Raw genomic sequence first — 848 nt, forward strand, 5'->3', positions numbered from 1 at the left:
ACGTCACAAATGAATCATCTGTGTCGTAACTTGCGCCAATCCCGCACCTAACCAAAATCCGCTCACCGGACGCTCACATCAATGCCGATCGTCACCGGTAGTCCGGGGATCGGCATCTTGTTCCATTCGGCCTGGCATCCACTCGCGAACATGGCCTGCTCGGGGCCGAGCTCGGCTTCGAGACGCACGGCGACGCGCATTGTGTAGCGCGGCGATTAGGGAGACCGGTCGGCGGCGATTATGGGTTCTTCCGCATATTTGGTGCAGCAGGCGGGATTCACGGATGATGCGAATAAGGCCATAAGGTCGGAATCGCAGTCGACGCCGGTGATTCGCCCGTGCTCCATGCCTTCCGCTCGCTGATTTCCCCCGAGCTTTCGATTGTCCAGATCCTTCCCCAGACCGACAGGGTGGTGCTCGTGGCCCGGCCGAAGGCGGAGGCGTCGAAGTGCCCCTGTTGCGGTTGCCAGACGCGCCGCGTTCACAGCCACTACATGCGAAGGTTGGCCGATCTGCCGTGGCAGGGACGGGTCGTCGAGATTCGGCTTCACGCCAGGCGCTTCCGTTGCGCTGATCCGCAATGCCGCCAGCGGATCTCCACCGAACGGTTGCCGGAAACGGTGCGGCCGAAAGCGCGACGCACATCGCGCCTCGGCGAAAGCCAACTGGCGATCGGCTTTGCGGTCGGCGGTGGGAGCGGGAAAAAGGTGGGGGTAAGAACTTTCGGGTAATCGAGGGCTTTTTGGAAGGCGCACTCGATGACAACGCAACTAAGGATGAACGTCTGGGTCGAGTTTGTCGGGGTCGATGGCCTTCGGCAACGTCGGCAAATCGCAGTCGTCGAACGG

2 protein-coding genes are annotated in these 848 nt (G+C 61.6%); one reads left to right on the forward strand and one right to left on the reverse strand.

The window, feature by feature from the left end; genetic code table 11:
• Positions 1 to 62 precede the first annotated feature (62 nt).
• The gene (locus ACWGTI_RS32555) at positions 63 to 200 is read right to left on the reverse strand and encodes a hypothetical protein (protein WP_454590665.1); all 138 of its coding nucleotides are present in this window, start codon (positions 198 to 200) and stop codon (positions 63 to 65) included.
• Positions 201 to 338: 138 nt separating this feature from the next.
• Here ACWGTI_RS32555 and ACWGTI_RS32560 point away from each other — a divergent pair, with 138 nt between their 5' ends.
• Positions 339 to 731: a transposase family protein gene (locus ACWGTI_RS32560; protein ID WP_454590666.1), complete on the forward strand. Its 393-nt coding sequence runs from the start codon at positions 339 to 341 to the stop codon at positions 729 to 731.
• Positions 732 to 848: the final 117 nt, after the last annotated feature.

The sequence above is a fragment of the Mesorhizobium sp. ArgA1 genome, from assembly GCF_053714375.1.

Excerpts from the sequence above, each read along its gene's own strand:
- ACWGTI_RS32555 (WP_454590665.1), bottom strand. The coding sequence starts at position 200 with ATGCGCGTCGCCGTGCGTCTCGAAGCCGAGCTCGGCCCCGAGCAGGCC.